This window comes from Pseudomonas putida, assembly GCF_003228315.1.
In the GTDB taxonomy this organism is placed as follows: domain Bacteria; phylum Pseudomonadota; class Gammaproteobacteria; order Pseudomonadales; family Pseudomonadaceae; genus Aquipseudomonas; species Aquipseudomonas putida_S.
The window spans coordinates 5,319,984-5,340,574 of the sequence record NZ_CP029693.1 but is presented as its reverse complement, the minus strand read 5'-3'; the positions used below and the strand labels follow the sequence as shown (position 1 = coordinate 5,340,574).

General features: G+C 59.5%; 17 protein-coding genes. 11 read left to right on the top strand and 6 right to left on the bottom strand.

Features of this window, described 5'->3' with window-relative positions; genetic code table 11:
- Positions 1–13 precede the first annotated feature (13 nt).
- Entirely contained in the window at positions 14–2,536 is a 2,523-nt protein-coding gene (locus tag DKY63_RS24990) for a TcfC E-set like domain-containing protein (RefSeq protein ID WP_110966551.1), read from the bottom strand.
- A gap of 122 nt (positions 2,537–2,658) precedes the next feature.
- A complete protein-coding gene (locus DKY63_RS24985) occupies positions 2,659–3,162 on the bottom strand; it encodes a CS1 type fimbrial major subunit (protein WP_110966550.1) in 504 nt (167 codons plus the stop codon).
- Between the two features lie 495 nt (positions 3,163–3,657).
- On the opposite strand from DKY63_RS24985, the gene DKY63_RS24980 reads away from it, so the two are divergent.
- Both DKY63_RS24980 and DKY63_RS24975 read left to right on the top strand, forming a co-directional pair.
- A complete protein-coding gene (locus DKY63_RS24980; RefSeq protein WP_110966549.1) occupies positions 3,658–4,233 on the top strand; it encodes a PadR family transcriptional regulator in 576 nt (191 codons plus the stop codon).
- The gene (locus tag DKY63_RS24975) at positions 4,230–5,018 is read left to right on the top strand and encodes a siderophore-interacting protein (RefSeq protein ID WP_110966548.1); all 789 of its coding nucleotides are present in this window, start codon (positions 4,230–4,232) and stop codon (positions 5,016–5,018) included. The genes DKY63_RS24980 and DKY63_RS24975 overlap by 4 nt, the downstream gene beginning before the upstream one ends.
- Positions 5,019–5,115: 97 nt before the next feature.
- Here the strand turns inward: DKY63_RS24975 and DKY63_RS24970 are convergent, their stop codons facing one another.
- A complete protein-coding gene (locus DKY63_RS24970) occupies positions 5,116–5,775 on the bottom strand; it encodes a Pr6Pr family membrane protein (RefSeq protein ID WP_110966547.1) in 660 nt (219 codons plus the stop codon).
- Positions 5,776–5,777: 2 nt separating this feature from the next.
- Positions 5,778–6,008 (bottom strand): VF530 family DNA-binding protein, encoded by a 231-nt coding sequence (locus tag DKY63_RS24965; RefSeq protein WP_007903672.1) that lies wholly within the window; start codon positions 6,006–6,008, stop codon positions 5,778–5,780.
- 282 nt (positions 6,009–6,290) lie between these two features.
- On the opposite strand from DKY63_RS24965, the gene DKY63_RS24960 reads away from it, so the two are divergent.
- The 8 genes from DKY63_RS24960 to cmoB all read left to right on the top strand — a co-directional run bounded on the left by DKY63_RS24960 (position 6,291) and on the right by cmoB (position 15,268).
- Positions 6,291–7,520 carry a hydroxymethylglutaryl-CoA reductase gene (locus DKY63_RS24960; RefSeq protein ID WP_110966546.1) on the top strand — a complete coding sequence of 410 codons (1,230 nt, stop codon included), beginning with the start codon at positions 6,291–6,293 and terminating at the stop codon, positions 7,518–7,520.
- Positions 7,521–7,523: 3 nt separating this feature from the next.
- Positions 7,524–8,585: a mevalonate kinase family protein gene (locus tag DKY63_RS24955; protein WP_110966545.1), complete on the top strand. Its 1,062-nt coding sequence runs from the start codon at positions 7,524–7,526 to the stop codon at positions 8,583–8,585.
- Positions 8,582–9,583: a diphosphomevalonate decarboxylase gene (mvaD, locus tag DKY63_RS24950; protein WP_110966544.1), complete on the top strand. Its 1,002-nt coding sequence runs from the start codon at positions 8,582–8,584 to the stop codon at positions 9,581–9,583. Before DKY63_RS24955 ends, mvaD begins: the two co-directional genes overlap by 4 nt.
- Positions 9,584–9,744: 161 nt before the next feature.
- Complete coding sequence (gene lon / locus DKY63_RS24945; protein WP_110966543.1) at positions 9,745–12,162, top strand: endopeptidase La; 2,418 nt, start codon at positions 9,745–9,747, stop codon at positions 12,160–12,162.
- Positions 12,163–12,351: 189 nt separating this feature from the next.
- Positions 12,352–12,744: a protease inhibitor I42 family protein gene (locus DKY63_RS24940; protein WP_110966542.1), complete on the top strand. Its 393-nt coding sequence runs from the start codon at positions 12,352–12,354 to the stop codon at positions 12,742–12,744.
- A gap of 2 nt (positions 12,745–12,746) precedes the next feature.
- The gene (locus DKY63_RS24935; protein ID WP_110966541.1) at positions 12,747–13,382 is read left to right on the top strand and encodes a lysoplasmalogenase; all 636 of its coding nucleotides are present in this window, start codon (positions 12,747–12,749) and stop codon (positions 13,380–13,382) included.
- A 189-nt stretch (positions 13,383–13,571) separates the two neighbouring features.
- The gene (gene cmoA / locus DKY63_RS24930) at positions 13,572–14,315 is read left to right on the top strand and encodes a carboxy-S-adenosyl-L-methionine synthase CmoA (RefSeq protein ID WP_110966540.1); all 744 of its coding nucleotides are present in this window, start codon (positions 13,572–13,574) and stop codon (positions 14,313–14,315) included.
- Entirely contained in the window at positions 14,312–15,268 is a 957-nt protein-coding gene (gene cmoB, locus DKY63_RS24925) for a tRNA 5-methoxyuridine(34)/uridine 5-oxyacetic acid(34) synthase CmoB (protein ID WP_110966539.1), read from the top strand. The genes cmoA and cmoB overlap by 4 nt, the downstream gene beginning before the upstream one ends.
- 125 nt (positions 15,269–15,393) lie before the next feature.
- Here the strand turns inward: cmoB and tadA are convergent, their stop codons facing one another.
- Together tadA and DKY63_RS24915 are read right to left on the bottom strand one after the other, a co-directional pair.
- Positions 15,394–15,891, bottom strand: a complete 498-nt coding sequence (gene tadA, locus DKY63_RS24920; RefSeq protein WP_046820376.1) for a tRNA adenosine(34) deaminase TadA — start codon at positions 15,889–15,891, stop codon at positions 15,394–15,396.
- Complete coding sequence (locus tag DKY63_RS24915; protein WP_110967976.1) at positions 15,891–17,267, bottom strand: multicopper oxidase family protein; 1,377 nt, start codon at positions 17,265–17,267, stop codon at positions 15,891–15,893. The genes tadA and DKY63_RS24915 overlap by 1 nt, the downstream gene beginning before the upstream one ends.
- On the opposite strand from DKY63_RS24915, the gene DKY63_RS24910 reads away from it, so the two are divergent.
- Positions 17,266–20,535, top strand: coding sequence for a membrane-targeted effector domain-containing toxin (locus tag DKY63_RS24910; RefSeq protein ID WP_343327503.1), 3,270 nt, complete (start codon positions 17,266–17,268; stop codon positions 20,533–20,535). The two genes, DKY63_RS24915 and DKY63_RS24910, sit on opposite strands and share 2 nt — an antisense overlap.
- Positions 20,536–20,591: the final 56 nt, after the last annotated feature.

Genomic DNA, 20,591 nt, shown 5'->3' with positions numbered 1-20,591 from the left:
CATATATGTGCATTCAGCCCGCAGCCCCGGGCTTGCTCGCCAAATCAGCCAACGTATCTGGCGTACAACGCAAATCCCCAATCATCAGCACATTGTTTTCACTACGCGCATTGGCCGTATCGAGTCGGAACTGGCACAACAACTGATTGCCCTGGCGCACTTCCAGCGTCGGTGAACCCGCATTCATTTCCATTGAGAAGAACCCGTCGACCTCACTCACCCCACGGCTGGCGTGGTTGATGACGTGATGGCCCTTGAGCGGCTTGCCTTGTGAGTCGACCAGGCGACCGAGAACGGTCAGGGTTTTGCTGACGGTGATCTTGCGGTAGTCCACGCCCCCCTTGTTCAGGTGATAGCGAGTGCGTGGCGGCTGGATACTGGCGGCCGGCGGATGGTTGCCTTCGAAATCGAAACTCACCGAACTGTTCTTGTAGGCGGTGATCGGGATGAAGTTTCGACCCCGTCGCAGACTGGCGCTGCCGCCGCTCAAATCGTCGGCGCGCAGGGCGATGTCATCGATATCGGACTCGACATCGACAATCATCCCGGCACCGGAGCCTTGATGCTGACTGGTCATGACAATCTGCTGGCCGCCCACGGCCACGGTGCTATCCAGGTTCAAGCCACCGGTGAGGTTGTCATTGAAGGAGGAACGCTGAACGAAGACATCGCCATTGAGGACGTCATTGCGGAAATTCGCCGTGCCGGAGAGCCCAACGCCGTAAGTATCGGCAATGGTCGTAGCCGATACGTTTTGCAGCACATGGTCCTGCAAGTCCTTGCGATAAGTGAGCGAGGCGTTGTTGTCGCGGCCACCATCGCGGGAGGTGCGCGTACCGACACTGCCGGACCACTGCTCACCCGGCCCGCCAAGCGCGACACTGACACTCAGGTCGACGCCGCGATTGCGCTGGTCGCCGCTGCTGAAACTGCCGGGACGATCGAACACCGAAAACCGCCAGTTGGCATCACTGCCGAACAGATTGCCGCGCTGGGTCCACCCGAGGTCAACGCCAACCCCTTCGGTATTGCCATCGCTATGAGAAATCCGCCCATTGATCGAGCTCCTGCTACTGATTCGATGGTTCACCGACAACGACGACGTACTGGTCTGGCCGATGAACACGTTGCGTTGTCTTACCCGCGTGCCGTCGGGCAGGGTTTCGTAGGTATTGGTAGTGTCCAGCCAACTACGGCTATGGGTGGCAAACACACTGCCGGCGCCATAGTTGTACATCGCTTGCAGATCCATGCCGGTGCCGTGGTCTTCGGTTTCATAGACGTTGGCGAACAGGCTGGTGTTGTTGGCCACGGTCCAGTCGACCGATGTGCCGTATTGCAGCTTGTCCCGTACCTGACGACCCGAGACGCCGAGAATGACCCGAGGGTGCAGCAGGAAGTTGACGGCTGCACCGGCGGTCATGTCGCCGTAGGCCTGCTCGTCATAATTGCTGAGCAACTTGCTCTCCTGTCCCGCGAACAGGTTGTAGCGCCAGCGACTGTCCTGGTTGCGCCAGTTGGTCGGCTTGTACACCAGTTCCTGGGTGGTGGACGTGATCTGACCGTCTTCGATCAGACGTACTTCCACTTCATAGATCCCGCCCGGCAAGGGGCGGGTATCCAGGGTTTGCAAGCCGGCATCGACCGGTTGGGTATTGATCAACAAGCCGTTGCGATAAATCTCCACCGAAGCCTGGCGGTTGGCAGTGACATAGATCGGGTACACGCTGGGTTTCGGGCTGTTGATGGCCAGGCTGTCGGAGCTGCCATACATCAGGCCCACCGCCGTATCGGGGCTGGCACCGAACGAACGCGGCTGACGGCTCAGGCCTTCGGAGTTGGGAGTGAAATAACCCAGGCGCATGAAACTGCCTTCAAGTTCACGCTGGGTATAGAGCTCATGCACTGCGTGGTAGAGCTTGTCGTCCGGGCCGCCTAAACGAGCCAATTGCATGTTCAAGCTCTGGCTCCAGTTGCCCAGACTACCGCTGGCTTCCAGGCCATACCGGCCACCGAGATCCTGTTCCTGGCCACCATTGAGGTTCAACTGATTGCGCACGATCAAGCCGGTGCTGCCGCCCTCGGGCAGGTCGTAATAGCGCTTGGTCTCGGTATTGCGTTCGGCGTTTTCGGTGGCAATCGACACCAGGGAATTCTGCAGGTTGTAATGAATAGCCAGCATCTGCTCCGGGCAACTGCCTTCGCAGGCGCCAAGGGCCACGCCTTTCTTTAAATAAGTGGCCCAGATCTCACGTTCGCTGGCCGTCATGTTGCTGTCACCAACATCCGTAAATTCGAGCAGTGTGATTCGATCATCGCGGGATAACACGATCATCGCCTCACCGAGAAGTTGTTGATCAAGTTCCACCCGAACAGCTAATGGCACATCGAAGAAATGCTCTTCAAAGTCTGCGGGCAACCCTTTGGCCTGGGCCAGCAAACTTCGAGGTGTCGTACCATTGTTAGTTGGTGCGGCCAGTGCGTTTGCGCAAATAGAAAGTGCGAGCGCAGCCGCGATGGGAGTCATCGGGAACATGAACGAAATACTCTGAATTTGAACAATCAGTACCGTAAAAAAACCCGATCGACAGGAGGGGCGACCTGCCGACCGGTTTTGATCAACCCGTGAGAGTTGCTCTCACCGGGAGCCTGGCAAAATCAACGAATCGGAAGTACCGCATCGAAGCGCATCGCGACCACGCCGCTGTACTCACCCGGCTTGTAACCGCCGGTCGCTGGCTTGGTTGGAGCAACCACCAGTTCCACACGTTTACCTGGCGTGGATTCAGCTTCGCCCACCACTTCCACCGGTGCGGTCTGGCTGAGGGCGTGACCGTTGAAAGTCACGGTCAGTGGGACTTTGTCCGCGATAGCACCGTTGGACAGATAGGCTTCGCTTTCAAGCATCGCGTGAATCGAACCATTGGTGTTTTTTGTGTCGAACTGCGCCCGCAAGGTGCTCAACTGATCGGCAATCGGGTCGTAGCTCAGGCGTTGATCCTTGACGATCAAATCCGGGTCTACTGGCAACACGTGGAAAACATTGGTTGGAACCGATGCAACAATGTTGATGGAATGACGCGCTTCGCCTTCTGCAAAAGCCATGGAAGAACTCAGCGCCAGGATGGCCATTGGAGTAGCGATTGCGATTTTCTTGAACATGAATCAATACCTGCTTATTGGAAGGATAGGATCGCTGAAAGTGTAAACACCGTATGGGTTTGAACTTTCAACGCCGGCGCATAATCGACTCTTCGTTCCTGAAAGTAAGCAGGAAACTTCTCTTTGCCGTGTAGTCCAACCACCCCGTAAAAAGAATGAAAAAGGAACAAAAAAATGAAAACAAAATAGACAACTGTAAGTTTCAGCCTACAAACAGTTACAAAACAAAAACCATACAGCAATATTAACTAATGAATTCGGGAACATCGCACAACTCTAGAGCATAAGCTCCAGCTAAATAGAGTGATTGCTTTAACTCCTGAATTGGCTCGCTGGCGTAGAGGCAAAAGCTTGCAAAGCCATTGATGGACTCAAGATTTCGCCATCCTGCCGTTCGCCACCCGTCGACTAATAAAAGTCATTCTCAACAAAAGCCTTGCTCAAAGCATAAGATATATCTTAAGTTGTATCTAAACATGACGAGAGAAGGCGAAAATGAGAGACCATCATTCCCCCCACCGCGAACACGGTGACAGCCGCGACGGCTTCGAAAGACGGCCCGGCCGCGAACGCGGTGGTCGCGGCCCCCGCGTTTTCGCACCCGGTGACCTTAAATTACTGCTGCTGGCGCTGATCGCCGAGCAGCCATGCCACGGCTACGACCTGATACGCCAGATCGAAGGCATGTTCGACGGCGCCTACAGCCCCAGTCCCGGCGTGATCTACCCGACCCTGACGTTCCTTGAAGAAAGCGAAATGATTTCGGGGGACGCCGAAGGCGGAAAAAAACGCTACTGCGTGACCGATACCGGGCGCCTTTCGCTAAGCGAGCAGGCCATTGCGCTGGATGGCGTGCGCATGCGCATCGAGGTCAGCAAGCGCTCGCTGCGCGGCCATGACCGCCCGCCGGAGATTCATGAAGCGGTGCATAACCTGCGCCATGCCCTGCAAATGCACCACGGTCGCTGGAGCCCGGAAGAAATACTGCGGGTGCGCGACCTGCTCAACGACACCGCCAAAGCCATCGTCGACGGCCCCGCCGTTCAATCAGCTCAGGAGCCCATCGAATGACCGACGTTATCGACCCTTCCCAAACCATTCACCGTGTCATGCATGAAATCAAACGCCGTCGGCTGGAAGTGTTGCGCGTGGTTGATCTGACGCCGCGCATGCGCCGCATTACTCTGGGCGGGCCTGAACTCGCCGGTTTCGTCAGCCTCGGCACGGACGATCACGTGAAACTGCTGTTCCCGCAAAATGCGGCGGAACAGGCGGCGCTGGAAACCCTGGTGCTTGGGGGAAAGAACGACGGGCCGATGCCCGCCATGCGTGACTACACGCCTCGTCGCTATGACCTGGACACGCTGGAGCTGGACATCGATTTCGTCCTGCACGGTGACGGCCCTGCCTCGACCTGGGCCGAACAGGCCCAGCCCGGTCAGTTCCTGCACATCGGCGGGCCACGGGGTTCGATGATCGTGCCGGACATCTTCGACAGCTACCTGCTGATCGGCGATGAAACCGCCCTGCCCGCCATCGCCCGGCGCCTGGAAGGCCTGGCGGCCAATCGGCGGGCGCTGGTGATCGTCGAAGTGGAGAACGGCAAGGAACAGCAAGTGCTGGAAAGTGCGGCCCAGGTCAATGTGATCTGGGTACTGCGCGAAGGTGGCAAGGATCATTTGCTGACCACGGTACGGCAGATTCAGGTGCCGGGCGGCAGCCTGTATGCCTGGGTGGCGACCGAGAGCAAGATGTCACGGCAGATCCGCCGGGTGTTGCTGGATGAACATGGGCTGGACGATCAATACGTCAAGGCGGTGGGCTACTGGCGACTGGGTGACGGCGACGAAGATTGACAGGACTTCAGGCCGCCATCGCGAGCAAGCTCGCTCCCACAGGGATCACACTGAACCTGTAGGAGCGAGCCTGCTCGCGATAGCAATGCCGAAAACACTACAAATGCATGTCTTTACTACGACGCCCAAGCCACCGATCCACCCCGATCAGCAAAAGTGATATCCCCACAAACCCCACCAACAATCCTCCGGCATTGATAAACACCTGTGGATAACCCAGCTTCGCCACATCGATGAACGGATACGGATAGCTCGCCAGCAAATGTCCGCGCAGCAACGCATAGGCGAAGTACGCCAGCGGGTAAATCACCCACAGCGCAATATGCTTGAGCCGCAATGTGCCTTTGGGTACGCAGCACCACCAATAGATCAGAAACAGCAGCGGCATCACGTCATGCAGCAATTCATCGGCCAGCCATTGCCAGCCTTCGGGATGCCAGAGATGGCGCAGCAACAGGCTGTATGCGACACCGACCACGACGATGCTCACGGTAATGCCGCTACTGACCCAAGGCTGCAGAAACCAGCGACGTGCAGCGGACTCGCGGGACGTCAGCTCACAGGTCAGCACCGTCGCCACCAGAGTGTTGCTGAGCACGGTGAAATAGCTGAAGAAACTCACCAGCCCGGCCAGCAGGCTGGCCGCGAATGTCCAGCGCGAGTAGAAGATCAGGTACAGCTGGATGCTCAGCCCAGCCCAGCCCAGAACGGCAGCCACCGCCACCAGACGACGCCGTGTGACGCAAGCAATCGCCATGTTCAGAGCGGACGTTTGGTGCGCATCAGCTTCACGTACAAGCGCTCGACCTTCTCCCGTGCCCAGGGGGTCTTGCGCAGGAAGGTCAGGCTCGACTTGATGCTCGGATCACTCTTGAAGCAGCGGATATCGATGCGTTCGGCCAGCCCCGACCATTCGTAGTGTTCAACCAGCGCGTTGAGGATTTGCTCCAGCGTCACGCCATGCAGCGGGTTGTTGTTCTGTTCGGTCATGCCGGGCCTTCAAACAGGGAAAGAATGGGAAGCCGCGCACCTTAGCCGAGGGCATCGCCGGGGGGAAGCGGTCTGTTAAATGTAGATGAACCTGCTCGCGATAGTCGCAGGCGTGCAGTGCGGGTTTACGCATTGCTCACAGATTCTTCGTGGGTGACCGAGCGTCAGCCCAATCGCCAATCGATCTAAAAAACTGTCAACTCTGACAGTAGCTGTCTGTTTCTTTTCTACGCATCCTCAACCGCATACGCACAAAAACGTGCCCGTGTAGCCGAGGTGCAAATGACGTCCCTTATCCGAAATGCCACTGACTGGATCGAGGCACTGGCCGAGGGTGAAATCAAATTGCACCAGTTGCCAAAAGCGTTTTCCCGCGACGAAGCCGCACACATTCGCCGTGAGGCATTGCAACGTATCAGCGCAACTTCACTGCACACCATCGGCTGCTACACCTTCGATGCCAAACCGGCCAAATGCGAAAACTTCATCGGCGCCATTCAGATACCCGTGGGGGTTGTCGGGCCGATAGTGGTCAACGGCCAGGCAATCACTGCAAGGGAGCAGATCTACGCGCCGTTGGCCACCACTGAAGGCGCATTGGTCGCCAGTGTCTCCCGCGGTTGCAGCGCCCTGTATGCCGCTGGTGGCGCGGTGGTTCGCGTGGAGGATATCGGTATCACCCGGGCACCGGTGTTTCGCTCAAGCGGCATCGTGCAAACCCAGGCATTCCTGGCCTGGATCCGCAGTCACTACGAGGAAATCAAACAGCTGTGCGAACAGGGCAGCGCCCATCTGCGATTGCAGGATATCGAACCCGCCGTGGTCGGCACCTCGATCTACCTGCGCTTTCGCTTTCACAGCGCCGATGCCATGGGCATGAACATGGCGAGCATCGCCTGCGACCGTGCAATCCGCCAATTGATCACCCCGGAAACGGGCGTGCGATGCATCAGCATTTCCGGTAACTACTGCGTCGATAAAAAGCCGGCGCAGGTCAATTTTCTCAACGGTCGCGGCAAGCGCATTCATGCCGAAGCGCACCTGAGCGCCGACATCTTGCGTGACATTCTGAAAACCGATGCAACGGCGCTGTGCGAGCTTCAATACCGAAAGAATCTGCTGGGCTCGGCCATGGCCGGGGCGATTGGTTGCAACGCCCACCATGCCAACATCCTGGCTGCCATTTTCATCGCTACCGGCCAGGACGTTGCCCAGGTCGCCGAAAGCGCCATCGGCATTACCTGCATCGAAGCCCGCGAGAATGGCGGCATTTACGCCTCGGTCATGTTGCCCGACACACCGTTGGGCACAGTCGGCGGTGGCACCGCTCTGGACACGCAATCCGAAGCCCTGGCCTTGATGGGCATCGTGCCCGGCGAGCGAAAACCCGGCGCGGATGTACAGCGCCTGGCGGAAATTCTCGGTGCACTTGTATTGGCAGGTGAGCTGTCGATCATGGCCGCGCAGGCTTCTCATCATCTGGTCGATGCCCACGTGAAGCTGGGGCGTTGAAGGATGATTGCCATTCAAGCCAGCGCCCCGGGCAAAATCATACTGATGGGTGAGCATGCTGTACTGCACGGATGCCCGGTAATCGCCAGTTCCATCGGGTTGTACTGCAATGTCTGGGTGCGATCGCACCGGGATGGGCTGGTTGAGCTGAAATTGCCCGACCTGGAAATCCACCGGTTCTACGACCTTCTCCAACTGGCCGACTACACCCTTCGGGTGCGCCAGGCGTGGGAACGCTATCGGAGCGACCCGACTTCGCGCACCTTCGAGCAGGTCAGGGGCATGGACCCCGATCACTTGGTCAAATGTGCCATCGGAGAAGTCCTGCTCAGGATCCCGCCGCAGGACTGGCACGGTTTTTCCCTGCGTGTGCGATCGCAAATTCCCCTCGATGCAGGCTTCGGCAGTTCCGGCGCCTTGGCGGTTACGCTGATTGCCGCGCTGCTGCGGCTCTTCAAGCGGCCAGAGGCGCAGCATCCTGTGCAATCCCTGGCTCTGACCGTAGAGCGTTATGTGCACGGCCTGCCTTCGGGGATCGATCACAACACCAGCCTGCGTGGCTCGGTGGTCGAACGCAGGTGTGACGATGAAGGTGGTTCCTGTCTGACTTCATGGCCCGCCGAAAGCTTGAACTTGCCATTGCACGCGTTGCAGATCTATCACACCGGCGCCGCCCGCGAGAGCACCGGGCAAGTGATTGCTGCCACCCGACATCGACTTGAAGGTAGCGATAATCCACTGCTGGCCAGCATGTGCCGCAATACAGAGCGATTCAGGTCACTATTGCATCTAACGCGCCCCATGCCTGAAGCCCTCAAGGCCGTATTGCGCGACTATGAAGCCGACCTGGAAAAGCTCGGCGTAGTGCCGCCAGCCATCGCCCAGGTGATTCGCATGATCGAAAAGTCCGGCGGCGCGGCGAAAATCTGCGGCGCCGGGGCACTCTCCGGAGATAGCGCCGGCGCCCTGCTCGTGGTGGGCACAACCACCCTGCCGGCGCTGGCGGGCTACCGCAGGATCGATGCAACGCTGGGGGTGAGCGGCCTGGAGATCAGTGAGCGATGAAGCGGATCACCGTCTCTTCCCCCAGCAACATTGCCTTGATCAAGTATTGGGGCATGCGCGATGAACAACTGACCCAACCCAACAACGTCTCGCTGTCCATGACCCTGAGTCAATGCGTCAGCCTGTGCACGATGGCACCGCTGCACCGCGGCTCAAACGATGAAATTCTGTGGAAAACCAGTGAGGGCACGCTGGTTCCTGCCAGCAATTCGATGCGCTTCGGTATCGAGCATCATCTTGGGCAATTGCGCCAGCACTTCGATCACTGGCAGCCCCTGCGGATCGCCACCAGCAACAGCTTCCCCACCGGGGCCGGAATCGCCTCGTCGGCGGCAGGTTTCAGTGCCCTGGCCATGGCTTTTGCCCTGCAGTGCGATCAAAGCAGTGACGGCGCTCACATCAGTGAGCTGGCACGTCTGTCCGGCTCGGGCTCTGCGGCACGGTCAGCGTTTGGCGGATTTGTCCAATGGCCTGGCGATGCCCGACAGCTTGCCGGGCCGACGCAACAATTCGCCCCGGCGCATCACTGGCCGCTGCACGACCTGATTGCCGTGGTCGATGCCAGGCACAAGAAAGTCAGTTCCCGCCAGGGTCATCGCCTTGCCTCCAGCAGTCCCTTTTACCAAACCCGTCTTGATCGGTTGCCGGAACGCCTGGCTACCGTGCGCCGAGCCATCCTCAACCGTGATTTCAATGCACTGGCCGACGCGGTGGAGTGCGAAGCCGTTGAAATGCACATGATCGCCATGACCTCCCAACCGCCGGTTTTCTACTGGCAACCGACAACACTGGTGCTGCTTGAACGGGTTCGCCAACTACGCGGCGAAGGGCTGCAGGTGTGTGCCACGATGGATGCCGGCCCCAATGTGCACGTGCTCTGCACGGCTCAGCACCGCTCGCAGGTTTTTGCCGCGTTGCGGTCGCTGCCTGGCGTCATACGCTGGATTTTCGACCAGGCGGGCGATGGGCCCCGGCAACTGGACCATCACCTGTTCTAAGTGACTGCCGGCAGTCTTCAAATCGAAGTGCACGGGCAAAGTCCAGCTAACCTGTCTAGCGTCTGAACATACCCACGAATGATTCAGTGATGCCAAAGCATCATTGAAACCACCGCCAACCTGCCCCATCTAAGACCCATACCCATTGCGCAGGTGCCCACATGAGCGACCAGCAGGAATTCCCCGAAGACCCGAGCGAATACGCCGATCCGCAAAACGCCCCTCACCATGTACCCGGCAAAGGCCTGGCCCTGCCCGGGCAAAATCTGCCGGACAAGGTCTACATCATCCCGATCCACAACCGACCGTTCTTCCCCGCCCAGGTGCTGCCGGTCATCGTCAATGAAGAGCCGTGGGCGGAAACCCTGGACCTGGTGGCCAAGTCCGAACACCACTCCCTGGCCCTGTTCTACATGGACACGCCCCAGGAAGATCCGCGCCACTTCGACACCTCGGCCCTGCCGCTGTACGGCACGCTGGTCAAGGTGCACCACGCCAGCCGCGAAAACGGCAAGCTGCAATTCGTCGCCCAGGGCCTGACCCGTGTGCGTCTCAAGACCTGGCTCAAGCACCATCGCCCACCGTATCTGGTGGAGGTCGAATACCCGCACCAGCCCACCGAGCCGACCGACGAGGTCAAGGCCTACGGCATGGCGCTGATCAATGCGATCAAGGAATTGCTGCCACTCAACCCGCTGTACAGCGAAGAACTGAAGAATTACCTAAACCGCTTCAGCCCCAACGACCCGTCGCCGCTGACCGACTTCGCCGCCGCCCTCACCTCGGCCACCGGCAATGAGTTGCAGGAAGTGCTCGACTGCGTGCCGATGCTCAAGCGCATGGAAAAAGTCCTGCCGATGTTGCGCAAGGAAGTCGAAGTCGCGCGCCTGCAAAAGGAAATTTCCGCCGAGGTGAACCGCAAGATCGGCGAACACCAGCGCGAGTTTTTCCTCAAGGAACAGCTCAAGGTCATCCAGCAGGAGCTGGGCCTGACCAAGGACGACCGCAGCGCCGACCTCGAACAGTTCGAACAGCGGCTGGTGGGTAAAGTCCTGCCGGCGCAGGTGCAGAAACGCCTCGAAGAAGAAATGAACAAGCTGTCGATCCTCGAAACCGGCTCGCCGGAGTATGCGGTGACCCGCAACTACATCGACTGGGCGACCTCGGTGCCGTGGGGCGTGTACGGCGAGGACAAGCTCGACCTCAAGCACGCACGCAAGGTGCTGGATAAACACCACGCGGGTCTCGATGACATCAAGGACCGCATCCTCGAATTCCTCGCGGTCGGTGCCTACAAAGGCGAGATCAGCGGCTCCATCGTCTTGCTGGTGGGTCCACCGGGCGTGGGCAAGACCAGCGTTGGCAAATCCATCGCCGAATCCCTCGGGCGGCCGTTCTACCGCTTCAGCCTCGGCGGCATGCGCGACGAGGCCGAGATCAAGGGCCACCGCCGCACCTACATCGGCGCACAGCCGGGCAAACTGGTGCAGGCGTTGAAAGACGTCGAAGTGATGAACCCGGTGATCATGCTCGACGAGATCGACAAGATGGGCCAGAGCTACCAGGGCGACCCGGCCTCGGCGCTGCTGGAAACCCTCGATCCGGAGCAGAACGTCGAGTTCCTCGACCATTACCTCGACTTGCGGATGGACCTGTCGAAAGTGCTGTTTGTCTGCACTGCCAACACCCTGGATTCGATCCCCGGCCCGCTGCTGGACCGGATGGAAGTGATTCGCCTGTCGGGCTACATCACCGAAGAAAAAGTCGCCATCGCCAAGCGTCACCTGTGGCCCAAATTGCTGGAAAAAGCCGGGGTGTCCAAGGGCAGCCTGTCCATCAGCGATAGCGCCTTGAAGGCTCTGATCGATGGCTACGCCCGTGAAGCCGGTGTGCGCCAGCTGGAAAAACAGATGGGCAAACTGGTGCGCAAGGCGGTGATGAAGCTGATTGAAGATCCGAATGCCGTCATCAAGCTCGGCCCGAAAGACCTGGAAGCCTCCCTCGGTCATCCGGTGTTCCGTAACGAGCAAGTGTTGTCGGGGACCGGCGTCATCACAGGGCTGGCCTGGACCAGCATGGGCGGCGCCACCCTTCCGATCGAAGCCACGCGGATTCATACCCTCAATCGAGGCTTCAAGCTCACAGGGCAATTGGGTGACGTGATGAAGGAATCGGCGGAAATCGCCTATAGCTATGTCAGCTCCCACCTGAAGTCGTTTGGCGGCGATGCGAAGTTCTTCGACGAAGCCTTCGTGCACCTGCACGTGCCAGAAGGCGCAACCCCGAAAGATGGCCCGAGCGCTGGCGTGACCATGGCCAGCGCGCTGCTGTCGCTGGCGCGCAACCAGCCGCCGAAAAAAGGCGTGGCCATGACCGGTGAGCTGACCTTGACCGGGCATGTTTTGCCGATTGGCGGCGTGCGCGAGAAGGTGATTGCGGCGCGGCGGCAGAAGATTTTCGAGCTCATCCTGCCGGAGGCCAATCGCGGGAATTTCGAGGAGTTGCCCGACTATTTGAAGGAAGGGATAACCGTGCACTTCGCCAAGCGGTTTGCGGATGTGGCGAAGGTATTGTTCTGATCGCTCTCTAGCGTCTTCAATGCCGTCATCGCGGGCAAGCCTTGCTCCTACAGATCACCAACACCTGTAGGAGCAAGGCTTGCCCGCGATGGCGTCAGACCTGACACCACCCTTTTCCCTGGCTGTCACATTTTGTCTCATCTTAAGTTATGCTCGCCGTTCGTCGTGAACGCCGGAGCCCCTGACCTTATGTCCCCCACTCGCCTGTTCGTCCCCCTCGCCTTCGCGCTGCTGGCCGCCTGTGCCACGCAACCGAAACACAACGTGACCGTGGAAAAACAAAGCGAATGCCCGGTAAAACTCACCAGCGGGCAAAACCTGATCCTGACACTGCCGAGCAACCCGACCACGGGCTATCGCTGGTCGGTCCAGGATTCGGCCGGTGGGGTATTGAAGTCGTTGGGACCTGAGGTGTATCGCAACCCGGAAGATGCCGGCGTGGTCGGTGCCGCCGGTGTCTCGACCTGGCGTTTCCAGGCGTTCGCCCCCGGCACCGGGCGTTTGCGCCTGACTTCGCAACAGCCTTGGGCACCGGAAGTGTTGCCGGTGGACGCATTCGACTGCGCGATCTCGGTTAACTGACCGTGGGCTGGCTGATCCTGGCGCTGATGGGCGCAGTGACTTTCCTCTATGGCCTCAGCGTGCACGCCGCACTGCTGTGCCTGCTGGTCAAGCCGCTGCCCGTTCTTGCCCTGCTCGGCTGGCTGCACGACGCGCCACCCGGTGACTATCGGCGCTGGATCAGTCTTGGTTTGATTTTTTCGCTGCTCGGCGACGTGTTGCTGGCGTGGCCGGGGGACTTGTTTGTGTTTGGCCTGGGCGCGTTTCTCGTGGCGCATCTGGCCTATTTGAAAGCGTATTTGAGCGATTGCCGACGCCTGGCATTGTTGCCGCTGCTCATCGCCTTGAGCGTTGGCATCGTGTTGCTGGGGATTCTGATTTCCCACGGATTGGGGCCGCTGTTGATCCCGGTCATCGTCTACGGCCTGGCCATCAGTGCCATGCTCTGGCGCGCGTTGGCGCGGCTCGGCACCGATGTGCCACGGCGTTCGGCGCTGCTGGCGGCGGCAGGCGCGGTGGCATTCGTGTTCTCGGACAGTGTGATTGGCATCAGTCGTTTTGTGGTGCCGTTCGATGCGGCGCCTTATGTGATCATCCTCAGTTATTGGCTGGGGCAATGGGGGATTACAGCTTCGGCGTTTGGCACGAAACCGCGCTAAATGCTTCGCGAGCAGGCTCGCTCCCACAGAGACTGCACTGAACCTGTGGGAGCGAGCCTGCTCGCGAAGGCGGTATCACTGGTGATGAAGATTCCAGGCCAGCCCCCCCCGCTTTATCAGACAACCCGCGCATCCCCTCGCCAACTTGGCTAAAATGCCGCCCTTTCCACCGACACCGCCGGAACCGCCGTGAGCAAAGAATCCGATCGCCTTTTCGCCCAGCCCTTGGCCCAGGTGCCTGACTTCGCCTTTAACGAGGACGTGGTGCGGGTGTTCCCGGACATGATCAAGCGCTCGGTACCGGGCTATCCGACCATCGTGGAAAACCTCGGCGTGCTCGCCGCGCAGTTTGCCCAGCCGGGTAGCGTGCTCTACGACCTCGGCGCCTCCCTGGGCGCTGTGACTCAAGCACTGCGCCGGCATGTGCGTACCGACGGTTGCCGCGTCATCGCTGTGGATAACTCGGCGGCGATGGTCGAGCGCTGCCGCGAGTACCTCAACGGTCAGGATTCGATGTTTCAGGAGTTGCTGCCGGTGGACGTGATCGAAGGCGATATCCTCGCCCTTGAGTTCCAGCCCGCATCAGTGGTGGCCATGAACTTCACCCTGCAATTCATTGCCCCATCGCAGCGCACTGAACTGCTCTCGCGCATTCGCCAGTCGCTGCTGCCCGGCGGTGCGCTGATCCTCTCGGAAAAACTGCGTTTCGAAGACGAGCAGGAGCACGAACTGCTCACCGACCTGCACATCGCCTTCAAACGCGCCAACGGCTACAGCGAACTGGAAATCGCCCAGAAGCGCAGCGCCATCGAAAACGTCATGAAGCCCGACAGCCTCGAAGAACACCGCGAACGCCTGCTGGCCGCCGGGTTCTCGAAAGTCGTGCCGTGGTTCCAGTGTCTTAACTTTGCCTCGTTGATTGCCTTGCCATGATTGATCTGTCCCCCCTCGCCCGCCGTCTGGCCGGCACACCGCTGGCCGAATGGGCCAACACCCTGCAAGCGCAACTCGACAAGAAAATGGAAAAGGGTCATGGCGACCTGGAACGCTGGCAAAGCGCGCTGGATGCCCTGCCGAAGATCCAGCCAAGTGAAGTCGATCTGCTCAACGGCCTGAAGCTGGACACCGATTGCGACGATGAAACCCGTGCGCAAATGCGCACCGCGTTGATGGGCCTGTCACCCTGGCGCAAGGGACCGTTCGACCTGTTCGGCGTGCACGTCGACACCGAATGGCGCTCGGACTGGAAATGGTCGCGGGTTTCCCCGCACCTCGATCTGAAAGGCAAGCGCATCCTCGATGTCGGCTGCGGCAACGGCTACTACATGTGGCGCATGCTCGGCGCCGGTGCGGACAGCGTGATCGGCGTCGATCCGAACTGGCTGTTCTTCTGCCAGTTCCAGGCCGTGCAGCGTTACCTGTCAGAACCCAATGCCTGGCACCTGCCCTTCCCGTTCGAAGACCTGCCGCCGAACCTGGAAGGCTTCGATACCGTGTTTTCCATGGGTGTGTTCTACCACCGCCGTTCGCCAATCGAGCACTTGCTGGCGCTGAAGGACTGCCTGGTCAAGGGCGGCGAGCTGGTGCTGGAGACGCTGGTGGTCGAAGGCGACAAGCATCAGGTGCTGGTGCCGGAAGATCGTTACGCGCAGATGCGTAACGTGTGGTTCCTGCCGTCGGTGCCGGCGCTGGAATTGTGGCTGCGTCGTGCCGGGTTCACGGATGTGAAATGCGTGGACGTGAGCACGACCACGGTCGAGGAACAGCGCGGGACGGAGTGGATGAAGTATCAGTCGCTCAGTGATTTCCTTGACCCCGAGGATCACAGCAAGACCATTGAAGGGCTGCCGGCGCCGATGCGGGCTGTCATCGTCGCTCGTAAATAAGTCTCCAGACAATAGAGATCCCCTGTAGGAGCGAGCCTGCTCGCGATAGCGGTCTATCATTCAACATCATTGTTGACTGTCAGGCCCTCATCGCGAGCAGGCTCGCTCCTACAGAGGTTCGGTGTTTATTCTGCCGGCTTGGCGCGCCGGGCCTTGAAGAACTCGCTCAAAACCGCCCCGCATTCCTCCGCCAACACCCCGCCTTCATACAACACCCGGTGATTCAAAAAGCCCTGGGTAAAAAACTGCCCCTGACTCTGCACAATCCCCGCCTTGGGCTCCAACGCGCCGTAAACCACCCGCGCAATTCGCGAATGCACGATCAGCCCGGCGCACATGCTGCACGGTTCCAGGGTCACGTACAGCGTACTGCCCGGCAGGCGATAGTTACTCACGGCCTGGGCGGCGGCGCGGATCGCGACCATCTCGGCGTGGGCACTGGGGTCGCTGCCACTGATCGGGCAATTGAAGCCGCGACCGATGATTTCACCGTCCTGCACCAGCACCGCGCCCACCGGCACTTCCCCAAGCGCCGCGCCTTGGGCGGCCAGGGCCAGGGCTTCGCGCATGAAATCGCGGTCACGGCTGCGGTCGATGATGGCGGCGGGTCGAATCTGACGCATCAGGCCACCTCGATGGCGGCCATCAGGCCGGTTTCCATGTGGTCGATCACATGGCAGTGGAACATCCACACGCCTGGGTTATCCGCCACCAGCGCCACTTGCGCGCGCTCGTTCTTGCCCAAAAGGTAAGTGTCGGTGAAGTAAGGAATGACCTTGTGCCGGTTCGAGGCAATGACCTTGAAGCTCATGCCGTGCAGGTGAATCGGGTGCTGGTACTGAGTCATGTTCTTCAATTCGAAAATGTAGCTCTTGCCCTTCTCGAGCTTGGCGATCGGGCGGTCGGCGCAGGTCTTGTCGGTGATGTCCCAAGCCTTGCCGTTGATTTGCCACAGGCTGGGCGGCTTGCCGTTGTCGACGTTGACCGACACCGAGCCGACCCATTCGAAATTGAAGTTGAGTTTCTCGGCATTGGCCAGGTCCGGCTCGGCTATCGGGTTGGCGGGCAACGCAGGCGGCCACTCGGCCGGTGCGTCGTTGTTGGCCACCGAACGGAAGGTGCCCAGTCGAACCGGGCCATTACGCAGTGACAGCTCTTCACCGGCTGGTGGCGCCTTGATCGCCAGACAGATGCGCATGCCGGGACCTAGCCAGTATTCCTTGCCCAGTGGCCGCGGTTCGATGGGGTTGCCGTCCAGCGCGTAAATCTGCGCTTCAACACCGGGGATGTTCAAACGATAGGTCAGGGTGTTGTCGAGATTGAGCAGGCGCACCCGGGTGATCTGCCCCGCCGGAAGATCGATGACCGCTTGCGAAACGCCGTTGATCGTCGCCAGCCGCCCGGCGGTGCCGCCACGAGCCGCTTCCCGGGGAATGCTGAATTCGACGAAATTACCCACCTCGTCGACATGCCAGCTCTTGAGGCTCAAGGTCTTTTCGAACTTGAAGCCGGTTGGTTCGCGTTCTTCCACAATCAGCGGTCCGACCAGACCGCGTCCGAGTTCTTCGCTGCTGTTCACGTGCGGGTGATACCAGTAGCTGCCGGCATCCGGCACGCGGAACTTGTAGTCGAAGTATTCACCGGGCAACACCGGCAATTGCGACACGTAAGGCACGCCGTCCATTTCCAGTGGCAGGCGAATGCCGTGCCAGTGAATGGTGGTCGCTACCGGCAAGTGGTTGATGAACCGCACCCGCAGCCATTCCCCCTGACGCACCCGCAACTCGGTGCCCGGCGCCGAGGGGCCGAATGCCCAGGCCTCGGTCTTGTGCCCCGACACCAGTTCGACGTCCAGCGGTGCGGCAATCAACTCGTAATCGTGACCCGCCTCGGCATCGGCCCGCTTGCCCAGCCAGTAACGCGACGCGCCCCCCGCGCCGACACCAACGACAACAAGACCGGCCAGGCCACCGAGGATTTGGCGACGGGTAAAGGACATGAACTCAACTACCTCACGAATCAGCGACAGGCACCGGGCCTGCAAAAGGCGAATACGATACACCTGCGATTGCGAAACAGTAAGGGCAGCGCGGCGGAAGGACGCAGGGCACGACGTCTTGATGCGACACATATGCAATGCACTGCCCTTGGGTCACCGGGCGATGCTCGGCGCCCCTTCTCAAGGAACAGAGCCCATGAATCCGATAGAAACCCGTTCACTGCCCAACGCCGCCGACAAGGCTTCCCTGAAGGCCATCGCCGCCGAAGTCGTCAAGGCTTGCCCGAGCCTGCAAGACACGGCCCATGAGATCCCCGCGCAATTGCTTGAGAAATACGGTGTCACCGGAATGGATCCCGATAAAGTCTGGTTTCACCGATTCAAGACCGCTCAAAGCCTTGCACCCTCATTCACCGGTTGGCAGCACTATGGCGAAAAGCCCTATGAAAGCCTGACCCTCACGCAACTGGTCATTCACCGCTTCCGCGCCACCGATCAGGACAATGCCGATCTGCTGGACTTGTACGGCGGCTTTTATACCGCGGGTCCAGACGAAGAAACCTTCGACGCAACCAACGAGGTGCGCCTGCACGGCAACGACGTACTGAAAGACTTCTGGTCCATCAACTTCAGCGAGCTTTACCGCAACAGGCTGCAGGCCTTCTGGAATGACCATGCCAGCGATTTTCGCACCTTGGCCAAGTGCAATTTCCTCAGCAAGGCCGTTGAAGCCCGAGACAGTGGCCAGCTTGCTGACAAGGATTTTCAAACCGCAGTCAACGCCGCCTTCGGCCCACTGAGATGGCCTGTCAGCCTGGCAGTGCTGCAATCGGAGTCATCGGGCAGCCCCGGGCTGCAGGTGCGCGTACTGGACATTGACGGCCATGTCGCCACGAACATCCTGCGCATCGTCGACGACAAGGGACGCCAGATTCTTTACGTGCCAGGCGACCCCCATACGTTCCAGGTCATGGCGACGCCCGGTGACCTGCATTGGTGGGTGTTGCAACAACTGAACGAAAAGGCGCCTCGCACGCAATTCCTGGAGCATTTCCCACTGGCCGACCGGCACCAGATCACCGAAAACATCACCGACTTGATGAACCGGCTCGTCAGCACTTGGGGGTATTCGGATCATCATCTGATTAACCAGAAAAATCAGGCTGTGACGGGAGACGCGTTCACCTGGTTGCGTGATTCGACCCGGGCCGCCATGTTCGCCGAAGCCGATCTGTCGCTGACGTCCAATGGCGATTTGCGTAAAAAGCTGTGGATCGGCTACCTGAGCGCCGGTTTGAAGGTGTTCGGCCCAATGGCGGTCGTCGGCTGGCCAGTGGCACTGCCGGTGATAGGCGCCAGCCTTGCCAACATGGGACTGAACATCGACCAGGCCGTCAACGGCAAGACCACCGCCGAGCGCAAGGCAGGAGTGATCGGGGCGGTTATCAGTGGTATCGATGTGTTGTTCAACCTGCCTTTTTTGAAGGGTAACGGAGCGCTGGCAGAAGTCGGTGAGACGGGTGAACTGGCAGAGGCCGGAACCTCGGAACTGGCGGTCGAAGAACCCGGTGAGATACTCCCGCCCCTGGAGGAATTGTCGCCAATCCCGGCTGAAACGGGCCAGATACCCGAGATCCCGCAAACCTTTCAATCCAATGAGTTGCTGGACGGGCTGACACCCGTCTCGCAGCCAGGAAAATTCCAGGGGATCTATCGCCTCGACGCCGACCCACCCTACGCCATTCTGATGAACGACACGGCCTACTACGTGCGTTACTTCGCGGACTCACAGGGCGACGGTTTCTGGGCGATCATCGATCCGGCTCGGCCCAACCAGCTGATTCATTCATTGCCGGTGCGCTTGAATGCTGAAGGCAACTGGGAGCGAATGACGCAATTGGGACTCAAGGGTGGCGGCCAGTGCCTGGGCAAGACATGCACCGTGGACGTTCAATTTGAAGCGCAAGAGCCAGCACCGCAAAACCCGGAGCAGCCCTTGGTTGAACCCGCCTCGCCACCCACTTCACCTGGCACCGCCCCCCAGCCCTTAACATCAACTGACATCGGCCTGGTTAAAACACCCTACGATGTTGACGCGCCACGGCGATCCGAATTGAAAAAATGGGCCATGGGGCTACGCGAAACCCACATTCAGGTGCAGATCGGCCCGAATGGCGCCTTGATCGCACCGGATCGATATGCCCTGTACTTCGCCGAAAAAGCCCGGGCACTGTTGATCTCCGCCAGACGCTTCTACGAAAACCTGCCGTGGGCCAATCTGCCGCCACGCCCCGCCGTTCCAATCATCAGCGCGTCCACGACTGTCCCGCAGTTCATGGCCCAGGCCCTGGAGTCCGCGCCAGGACTGGTCATCGGCGAAACGCCAGGGCGCATCACCAGCATGCGCTTGATGATTGAAAACATGCCCGCGCTGGCGCGCCAAGGCGTCAAGACCCTATACGTGCGTCGCCTGCTCAGCGACTTTGCCCAGGCTGATCTGAATGATTACTTCAAGACCGGCGTCATGTCAGAGGATCTGCAACAGTATCTGTCCCGTCTCGGCACCGACCCTTCTGGTCAATTCAATGAGCTGGAACTGGTGAAAACCGCGAGGCTGAACGGCGTTCGGGTTCAGGCCACCGACTGTGCGGCGAGCTACAGAAGGCCAGTGTCGTATTCGCGGATTGAAGAGCAGATGAAAACCAACCACCTGGCCAGCGACATCATTTTTATCGACAGATCCTTCAGCAACGCCGGTAAGTGGGTCGTGCTGACGGGGGTGGAAAACACCAATACCTTCCGAGGGCTGGCCGGCCTGAGCGAATTGGAAGGCGGCATTGGACTGCGGATCGAAGAAGTCAATCCGGGACAAGGCGAGAGTGTGTCGCTAGATCCGGGGATAGAGATTGAAAAAGGACCGTTCTTGCAGGCTGAAACTCAACGCGGGACAGTCGACACGCAATACGCCGATCTGCTGCTTCAAATGGAGGCTCAACCTGTCAGTCGTAGCGAGCCGCAAATACAGAGGCTGCTCTATCGTCCGGGCATGTATGTTTTTGAGCGTTTCGAGGACACCTACATGTTGTTTCACCGCAGTCAGAGTGAAGCGATCGTGCAAACGCCCGTGCAGACCTTCGCCGATGGCCGCTATTACATCGACCGCCCGTCATGGGGGTCGGTCAACCGCGTTCCCTACGCCAGTCTGGAACAGCTCTCCAGGGGCCTGGAGCAGATGGGACTGAGCCTTCAAAGCCGCCTTCCTGTCTGAACCGGTCGTATCCGCCACTCAAAAAAAACCCTGGCCAAGGCCAGGGTTTTTTATTG

Coding starts and splice junctions, on each gene's coding strand:
- DKY63_RS24975 (WP_110966548.1), top strand. CDS start 4,230: ATGACCGACGTTATCGACCCTTCCCAAACCATTCACCGTGTCATGCAT.
- DKY63_RS24910 (WP_343327503.1), top strand. CDS start 17,266: ATGAACTCAACTACCTCACGAATCAGCGACAGGCACCGGGCCTGCAAA.
- cmoB (WP_110966539.1), top strand. CDS start 14,312: ATGATTGATCTGTCCCCCCTCGCCCGCCGTCTGGCCGGCACACCGCTG.
- DKY63_RS24970 (WP_110966547.1), bottom strand. CDS start 5,775: ATGGCGATTGCTTGCGTCACACGGCGTCGTCTGGTGGCGGTGGCTGCC.
- DKY63_RS24980 (WP_110966549.1), top strand. CDS start 3,658: ATGAGAGACCATCATTCCCCCCACCGCGAACACGGTGACAGCCGCGAC.
- DKY63_RS24960 (WP_110966546.1), top strand. CDS start 6,291: ATGACGTCCCTTATCCGAAATGCCACTGACTGGATCGAGGCACTGGCC.
- DKY63_RS24990 (WP_110966551.1), bottom strand. CDS start 2,536: ATGTTCCCGATGACTCCCATCGCGGCTGCGCTCGCACTTTCTATTTGC.
- lon (WP_110966543.1), top strand. CDS start 9,745: ATGAGCGACCAGCAGGAATTCCCCGAAGACCCGAGCGAATACGCCGAT.
- DKY63_RS24940 (WP_110966542.1), top strand. CDS start 12,352: ATGTCCCCCACTCGCCTGTTCGTCCCCCTCGCCTTCGCGCTGCTGGCC.
- DKY63_RS24965 (WP_007903672.1), bottom strand. CDS start 6,008: ATGACCGAACAGAACAACAACCCGCTGCATGGCGTGACGCTGGAGCAA.
- DKY63_RS24955 (WP_110966545.1), top strand. CDS start 7,524: ATGATTGCCATTCAAGCCAGCGCCCCGGGCAAAATCATACTGATGGGT.
- DKY63_RS24915 (WP_110967976.1), bottom strand. CDS start 17,267: ATGTCCTTTACCCGTCGCCAAATCCTCGGTGGCCTGGCCGGTCTTGTT.
- mvaD (WP_110966544.1), top strand. CDS start 8,582: ATGAAGCGGATCACCGTCTCTTCCCCCAGCAACATTGCCTTGATCAAG.
- tadA (WP_046820376.1), bottom strand. CDS start 15,891: ATGCGTCAGATTCGACCCGCCGCCATCATCGACCGCAGCCGTGACCGC.
- DKY63_RS24985 (WP_110966550.1), bottom strand. CDS start 3,162: ATGTTCAAGAAAATCGCAATCGCTACTCCAATGGCCATCCTGGCGCTG.